The organism is Allomuricauda sp. TY007, assembly GCF_010468565.1.
In the GTDB taxonomy this organism is placed as follows: Bacteria; Bacteroidota; Bacteroidia; order Flavobacteriales; family Flavobacteriaceae; genus Flagellimonas.
In genome coordinates this window covers 226,910-234,714 of the sequence record NZ_WUEG01000005.1, presented here as the reverse complement: position 1 = coordinate 234,714, position 7,805 = coordinate 226,910, and the positions used below count along the sequence as shown (strand labels likewise).

Annotated in this window: 7 protein-coding genes; 6 read left to right on the top strand and 1 reads right to left on the bottom strand. The window is 42.3% G+C overall.

The window, feature by feature from the left end; translation table 11 throughout:
• Positions 1–733: T9SS type A sorting domain-containing protein (locus GO009_RS07835; protein WP_163625646.1), on the top strand; the 733-nt coding region annotated here is incomplete at its 5' end.
• Positions 734–991: 258 nt separating this feature from the next.
• Here the strand turns inward: GO009_RS07835 and GO009_RS07830 are convergent.
• A complete protein-coding gene (locus GO009_RS07830; protein WP_163625645.1) occupies positions 992–1,735 on the bottom strand; it encodes a tyrosine-protein phosphatase in 744 nt (247 codons plus the stop codon).
• A gap of 263 nt (positions 1,736–1,998) precedes the next feature.
• On the opposite strand from GO009_RS07830, the gene GO009_RS07825 reads away from it, so the two are divergent.
• The 5 genes from GO009_RS07825 to GO009_RS07805 all read left to right on the top strand — a co-directional run bounded on the left by GO009_RS07825 (position 1,999) and on the right by GO009_RS07805 (position 7,736).
• A complete protein-coding gene (locus GO009_RS07825; protein ID WP_163625644.1) occupies positions 1,999–3,273 on the top strand; it encodes a cell wall metabolism sensor histidine kinase WalK in 1,275 nt (424 codons plus the stop codon).
• Position 3,274: 1 nt separating this feature from the next.
• On the top strand, positions 3,275–3,967 hold the full coding sequence (locus tag GO009_RS07820; protein ID WP_306770396.1) for a response regulator transcription factor: 693 nt from the start codon (positions 3,275–3,277) through the stop codon (positions 3,965–3,967).
• A 61-nt stretch (positions 3,968–4,028) separates the two neighbouring features.
• Complete coding sequence (locus GO009_RS07815) at positions 4,029–4,271, top strand: hypothetical protein (protein ID WP_163625642.1); 243 nt, start codon at positions 4,029–4,031, stop codon at positions 4,269–4,271.
• 59 nt (positions 4,272–4,330) lie between these two features.
• Positions 4,331–5,095, top strand: coding sequence for a hypothetical protein (locus tag GO009_RS07810; protein WP_163625641.1), 765 nt, complete (start codon positions 4,331–4,333; stop codon positions 5,093–5,095).
• A gap of 85 nt (positions 5,096–5,180) precedes the next feature.
• The gene (locus tag GO009_RS07805; protein WP_163625640.1) at positions 5,181–7,736 is read left to right on the top strand and encodes a M1 family aminopeptidase; all 2,556 of its coding nucleotides are present in this window, start codon (positions 5,181–5,183) and stop codon (positions 7,734–7,736) included.
• The last annotated feature ends 69 nt before the right edge of the window (positions 7,737–7,805 follow it).

The window sequence follows — 7,805 nt, the reverse complement described above, 5'->3', positions numbered from 1 at the left end:
TTTTGTGGCCATAAATGTATCGGGGCCCCTTACCGAAGGCGTTGTGGGCCTTACCTTGGTGGATGCCTCAACGGACACGGACCTGTTCAACTTGGTGGATGGCCAGCAGATCGACCTTGGGCCGTCCGGCGGACAGTCCCTTAACATCAGGGCGAACACACTCGGTGGACCGGGCAGCGTACTTCTGGAACTTACGGGCCCTGTTTCGTCCACCCAGCGGGAGGGCGTAGCGCCCTACGCGTTGTTCGGCGACCTATCGGGCGATTACAACGAGAGGGACCTTCCGTTGGGGAACTATACCCTTACGGCCACGGCCTACAACGGCAGTAGTTCGAGCAGCGGGGTCATGGGCCAACCCTTGAGCGTGAACTTTTCCATAGTTTCTGGTTTAACAGGTAAACAAAGTTCTTCTGATATGGATAATGCACTAGTGGAATCTGAATCACAATTCAAAGTAGAAAATAAGGTCATGCCTTTTGAAATTATATTGTTCCCAAACCCTGGGACAACAGAGATCACTCTATCGACTAATTCAGTCAACCCAGACCTGAAAGGAATTAGAATATTTGATGCTACCGGACAATTGGTAAGGTCCTTCAACCCTTCAGATTTTAGGGATGGCAGGAATGATTATAAACTGCCTGTAAATAGTTTACAGTCAGGGGTGTATCATCTTGGTATCTTGACTTATGATGGGGAGACCTATTTCAAACAATTGATTATAAGAAAATAACCGGTACCAGTTTTAACTGGAATTTTATTAAACCAGTAACTAAGCTTAGTTCTAACCCTTTTTCCAAAATAGTTTTTCTACAGGAAAAAGGGTTGGCTTTTTGAGACTAAATGATAAGAATTTTTGCGAATTCCCTGTGGATGTATGCCTATGGATCTAATCCTGTCAAAATACGGTCTTTTTATGGGGAGTGACAACCAGTAAAGCAATATGGCCAAACTCAATAAGAATAAATACGGCCTACGGTACATTTCATAATTAATAGAAAGACTGGATCGTATTTTCCATAACAGGAAGTAATTGGTTCAGCACTTTTTTGGAAAGTTTGATGTTTTTCAACAGGGAAAGCTGTCTACTGTTGTGAATATCCGTTCCAACAAAATCAATAAGCTTGTCGCTAAGCAGTTTTTCGGCCATTTTTTGAACCCCTGTACCATAAGCCTCTGGGCCAAGGGAAAGCAGGTTGAGCTGGAACAATATCCCATTGGATTTCATGGATGGATATTTCCCATACTTCTGGTGAAAATACATATATCGCTCCGGGTGTGCCAAAATTGGAAAATATTGGCGCTTTGCAATTTTTTCAACAGCAATATCAAAATTAAAGGAAGGTTGCAGGTAGGACATTTCGATCAGCAAATATTGTTTGCTCAAGGGCATCACCTCTTCTTTTTCCAAAATGCCCTCAAAATTATCGTCGATCATGTGTTCTGCAGCACAATTGATATTGAGGTTGGACAACCCCTTGTTGGCCAATTCCCTCGAAAGCTGGTCGTAGGCTTTTTTAATGGTTCCAGGGGTGTTGTCGTAAAAATTGTGCATGATGTGGGGGGTGCAAATAAAATGGGTCATACCAAATTCGGATAGGCCATTGATCAAATCCATGGAATCATCCACCGTCTTGGCCCCATCGTCAATACCTGGAAGTATGTGATTGTGGATATCCACCAACCCATGCAAATGGTCTGCCAAAAATTCTTTCTTCTGAAAAAAACTGAACATGATTAAAATTTGGACTGCTAAGATAATGGATATGTTGACTTAATGTCAAAATAGGGGAGAGCGACTACTATAAAAACAAAAACCGACCCTTTTAAAGGTCGGCCTGATAGATTCGCTACTATTTTTTATCTAACTAAACTCAAGTGCTAAGATAAGCCTTGTTCCGATGTCCAGGGGTTAACAAAAGATCAAAAAGGTTAATGAAAGATTAATAGGGTTAACCATTGGGTAATTAGCTGGTTATTTTTTGTTTATTTAGCAATATGCTGACCAAGAGAAACCTGTATGTACTTGTTTTTGTGATTGCCGTAATTGGCCTTTTGGTGGTGCAGTACCAATATTTGCGCGTGGGACTCGGCTTGGCACGGGCCCAATTTTCAGATAAAATAGATAAGGCAAGGCAGAACATTACCAGTGAATTGGCCGAGGTAAACTCCCTGACCTACACCCTTGGCAATACCATACGAAAAGATACCTCCGAGCTAAGGATAGGGCTGGACAGCCTTGAAAAGGCATCCCAATACTATTTAAACGACTATATATCGTATCAGTTGAACGTTTCCGGAATTGATGCGCCTTTTTCCTATACCCTGTACTCCCGGGATTCCATAACCTATTTAAGTTCTGTCAGGTCGCACCTTAAGGCCGAGGACAAATTGACCTACCCTATTGAAATTGAGGGGTATTTGCCGGAACTTTTAAAAAAGGAGGTGATTCTGGAAATCGGTTTTGAAGATTTGAACAAGTATTTCTTGGGACAAATACGGGGGTTGATCATTCCAGGGCTGTTATTTCTTTTGATGATCGTCATCGTCGTTGTATGGGTACTCCGATCATTTTACTTGCAGCGAAGCATCAATACAACTACCAACGATTTCATCAATAACCTGACACATGAACTAAAAACCCCGGTTTTTTCCATAGGATTGGCCACCAAGATTTTGGAAAAAGATGTTCCAGACAATAAAAAAGCCGTGGTGCAGCTCATTCGCACCGAGTCGGATAGATTAAAAAAGCATATCGAAAAGGTGTTGGAGCTGGCCAGTATGGAATCGGGAAAAAAACTGTTGCGGTTTCAAACATTTGATTTTAGACCGGATTTAAAGCGAATTTGCGAAGGTTTTGCCATACTTGCGCAACATGAGGCCATTGCATTCGAGTACGAACTGGGGGAGGGCCCATATAACATTCGGGCCGAAAAGTTTCATTTGGAAAACGTAATCGGTAATTTGTTGGAGAATGCACGGAAGTATTCGGACGATCCCAAGGTAACACTGACCGCCCAAACCCAAAAAGGATGGCTGCTCGTTCATATTTCGGACAACGGCCAGGGTATTGCCAAGGAGGACATCAAAAAAATTTTCAGCAAATATTATAGGGTGAAGAACGGGGATGTGCACAAGGTAAAAGGCTATGGTCTGGGATTGTACTATGTGCAAAAGATCATTAAAATGCACCGTGGCAGAATTTCGGTGAAAAGTGAATTGGGAGAAGGAACTACTTTTATGCTATCCCTTAAATTGACCAAAAATGGATAAAATGTACAAATTGATTTTGGTAGAAGATGATAATTCCTTGGGGTATTTGCTCTCGGAATATCTGGGAATGAAGGGTTTTTCGGTCACTTGGGCCAAGGATGCTTCGGAGGCCATAATCAAAACAAAAAGCAATGTGTTCGACCTGGCCATTTTGGATGTGATGCTTCCCGATATGGACGGATTTGAACTTTCCCAGAAAATAAAGGCGATCAATGCAGAGCTGCCATTTATCTTTTTAACGGCCCGTTCGCTCAAAATAGATGTTTTAAAAGGGTTTTCCTTAGGTGCGGTCGACTATTTAAAGAAGCCGATTGATGAGGAGGAGCTGGTGGTCCGTATCAATGCCTTGTTGTCCAGATTGGTCAGCGATGCGGCGCAAGAAGACCAGGTATCGCAGTACGAAATCGGGGATTATGTCCTCAATATGGACAATTTTGAGCTCAACTATAAAGGAAAACCGATAAAATTAACGGGCAAGGAGTTTGACCTATTGGCCTTGCTGGCCAAAAACAAAAACCAATTGTGCACCCATAAGGAAATTTTGACCACGGTTTGGGACAAAAACGACTATTTCAACAAAAAAAGCCTTAATGTTTTTATATCACATTTACGAAAACATCTTGGCCAAGACCCCAAACTGAGTATAGTAAACGTGAGCCGTCGCGGGTTTATGCTTCGGGTAGAGGAGTCTTAAACCAAATATTCTGGCTTGGTTTTTGATAACCTTTCAGAGAATCTGGTTACCGTTTGTTTATATGTTCAAGTTTTTTAAAAATAGTTCCCCCAAGCCCTCATTGCACCAATTGGACCATCTTTATGGCCAAACCATATGTAAATGTCCGTTAAAAGAGCAAATATCCTATTGCCAAAGACTCATCGAAAGTTCCAGGTATCATTTGGAGCAATCCTGCCCAAAAAAGGATTCCGATTATTTTAAGAACTTGATCGAAGCAGCGGATAAAGAACTTCAACGATTGAACTCCCAAAGAAAATCCTGATGGATTTGAGGTGAAACGCTGCAAAAAGCAGTAATTTTAGGATTGTAAAAAAAACAGCAATGAAGAAATCAATCCTTGTTTTAGCCCTACTTTCAATTTGTATCAATGCGTTTGCCACAGAAACCAAACTTATGGTCCGGGCAAAAGCAAAAGACGCCAAGTTTGTGGGAAGTTCCATTGGTGGGGCACATGTTATTGTGCGCAATACCCGGAACGGCGAAATTTTAGCGGAAGGAAACACGGTTGGTGCTACTGGGAACACAAATCTTATCATGAAAAGTCCCCATGAGCGCTACACGCAACTTAGTGACGACAAAACTGCTGGGTTTTTGGCCGTTGTAGACATTGACGAGCCTACTTTTGTTCGCGTGGAGGTGCTTTCTCCGGTCAACAAAAAAAATGCACGGATACATGCCAGTACCGAACTATGGCTAATCCCCGGAAAGGATATTTTAGGCGATGGCGTAGTTTTGGAAATTCCCGGCTTTGTAATTGATATATTGGAACCCAACACGCATCAATATATTTCTTTGGAATCGATTTCCGCATCTGGTATAAAGATCACGGCCAACATTGTGATGATGTGCGGCTGCCCGATTGATAAAGAAGGTATTTGGGACTCCAATCTTATGGAGGTCAAGGCTTTGGTGCAAAAAGATGGGGAATCTTTTGGCGAAACAGTATTGGACAATCCGAGCCAAAACACCTTTGAAGGAACCCTAAAGCTAACGGAAGCAGGATATTACCAAATTACAGTGTATGCCTATAATTCCAAAACGGGAAATACGGGTGTTGATACGATAAATTTTGTGGTACGAGGGTAAAACTATAAGCAATACAGGCATCAAAATGATTTTCATTGATTGGGTTGTGTAAAATTGGTACCTTATACCTTCCAATCAATCCATTATGAAAAAGAACATTGCGTTCTCCATTTGTTTATTAATACTCAACGCAGCCTGCAATACTGCTCCAAAGGTTGACTTATTGGAGGAAGGTATTCCCTTAAAAATGGCAGCATATAGAAAAGAGCAGGTATCCGATGTGGTATACAATCTATCTTTCGATATTCCCTCCAAAAAGCAGGAGCCCATTCCTTCCAGGTTAAAGTTGGATTTGGAAATCAACGACCTTTCCCACCCCCTATACCTCGATTTTAACGCAGCCAGTTCCTTGTTAAAAAGCATCAGTGTCAATGGCGAAGCGCAGGAAATCAACCATCAAAAAGAGCACATCATTATTTCTAAGAACCTTGAGGAAGGTCCAAACACCATTGAAATTGTTTTTAATGCCGGCGAATTGTCCCTAAACCGCAACGAGGACTTTCTGTATACGCTTCTTGTTCCTGACCGTGCAAGTACGCTGTTTCCCTGTTTTGACCAGCCCAACATAAAAGCACGTTATCTTTTAGATGTTACTGCTCCCGAAGGATGGAAGGTATTATGTGGCGCACCTTTGGTGAAAAGTACCCAGAAAGGGGACAAGGTCCACTATAGTTTTGATGAGAGCGACGCCATGAGCACCTACCTGTTCTCCATGGTCGCCGGAAAGTTCGAGTCAGTTACAGAGAATCCAGGGATGTTTGATATGACACTTTTATACCGGGAAACAGACTCGATCAAGATAGAACATAGCATTCCGACCATTTTTGATTTACATCAACGATCCATAGATTTTTTAAAGGATTATACGCGTTATGAGTTCCCTTTTCAAAAATTGGATTTTGCAGCCATTCCCGGGTTCCAGTATGGCGGAATGGAACATGTGGGGGCCATTCAATATCGGCAATCCTCTATTTTTTTGGATGAGAGCGCCACGGAGCGTCGCAGAATGGGAAGTGCCAAATTGATTGCCCATGAAACTTCACATATGTGGTTTGGGGACATGGTGACGATGGACTGGTTCAACGATGTTTGGATGAAAGAAGTGTTCGCCAATTTTATGGCCGATAAAATCATAAACCCCACTTTTCCCGATATCAATCATAAGCTGCAATTCATGATTTCCCATTACCGGAGCGCTTACGGAGAGGATAGAACCCGTGGCACCAATCCCATACGTCAACAACTGGATAACTTAAAAAATGCCGGTAGCCTGTATGGGGGAATCATTTATAACAAGGCCCCCATTATGATGCGCCAATTGGAAGCGACTATAGGGGAGAAGGCCTTTCGCGATGGCATACGGGAATATATTTTAACCTACGCCTACAACAATGCCACTTGGAATGATTTGGTGGAAATTTTGGATAAACGTACACCCAAAGATTTGAAACAGTGGAGCGAAGTATGGGTAAACCAATCCGGTAGGCCTGTATTAACGGAAGAAATCAATTATGAAGAAGGAAAAATAACAAGCTTTACCATTTCCCAGCACGCCGAAGATGGGAGCGACAAGCTATGGCCCCAGTCTTTCGAGGTAACCTTGGTGTATCCAGATAGCGCACGAATTATCCCTGTTACGATTTCTGGAAGTAGTGTGGATGTGAAGTTGGCCATAGGATTGCCGAAACCCCGGGCTATCATTTATAATTCCAATGCTTTTGGATATGGTGTTTTTCCTTTGGACACTTCGGATTTGCCTATTATTCCACAATTGAAGGACGAAGTAGCCCGTGGGTATGCCTATTTAAATACATACGAAAATGCATTGTCTGGGAATATATCACCTCTTGAAGCCTTTGATCTATATATGGAAGGCATTCTCAATGAACAGAATGAGTTTGTGCATGGAATGGTATGTGGACAGGCGAACGCGATATTTTGGAGTTTCTTTGACGGGGAGCAGCGAACAAAAAAACAACCTTTGGTGGAGGAACTGCTCTGGAAGGAACTTCTTGATGATAGGTACAAGCCCAATATTAAAAAGAACCTATTTGGACTTTGGAAGGGATTGGCCTATTCGGACAATGCCAAAGAGAGGCTTTACCAAATTTGGAACAAAAACCTTAAGATTCCCGACTTAAAGTTAAATCAGGATGATTATACCGACATGGCCATGTCCCTTGCGCTTTATGGACACGATAAAGCAGCGACCCTATTGGAAAAGGCCAAAGCGCAGTTGAAAAATCCGGATAAAGTGAAACGTTTTGAGTTTTTATTGCCAGCTCTTTCATCGGATGTCGCCGTGCGGGATGCCTTTTTTGAGTCGCTCAAAGAAGCCCAAAACCGTGAAAAGGAATCTTGGGTGGGCACGGCATGTGCTTTTATACATCATCCGCTACGTCAAAAAACAGCGATCAAACATTTGCCCTTGGCTTTGGAACTGCTCGAAGAAATACAAAAAACAGGGGATATTTTTTTTCCCAAGCGATGGCTTACATCCACTGTAGGGCAATATCAATCCGATAAGGCCTATGGGATGGTCGAAACGTATTTATCACAGCATCCTGATATGGAGCCATCATTAAAGGGCAAGCTTTTGCAGGCTTCGGATGATTTGTATCGTTTTGTAAATCAGGAGTAAAGACAATTTTTCTTCGTATTATGTGACTTTAGTCACAAGTAAATCACTCTAAATAATTGTTTTTCAGTG

Excerpts from the sequence above, each read along its gene's own strand:
- GO009_RS07820 (WP_306770396.1), top strand. The coding sequence starts at position 3,275 with ATGTACAAATTGATTTTGGTAGAAGATGATAATTCCTTGGGGTATTTG.
- GO009_RS07825 (WP_163625644.1), top strand. The coding sequence starts at position 1,999 with ATGCTGACCAAGAGAAACCTGTATGTACTTGTTTTTGTGATTGCCGTA.
- GO009_RS07805 (WP_163625640.1), top strand. The coding sequence starts at position 5,181 with ATGAAAAAGAACATTGCGTTCTCCATTTGTTTATTAATACTCAACGCA.
- GO009_RS07830 (WP_163625645.1), bottom strand. The coding sequence starts at position 1,735 with ATGTTCAGTTTTTTTCAGAAGAAAGAATTTTTGGCAGACCATTTGCAT.
- GO009_RS07815 (WP_163625642.1), top strand. The coding sequence starts at position 4,029 with ATGTTCAAGTTTTTTAAAAATAGTTCCCCCAAGCCCTCATTGCACCAA.
- GO009_RS07810 (WP_163625641.1), top strand. The coding sequence starts at position 4,331 with ATGAAGAAATCAATCCTTGTTTTAGCCCTACTTTCAATTTGTATCAAT.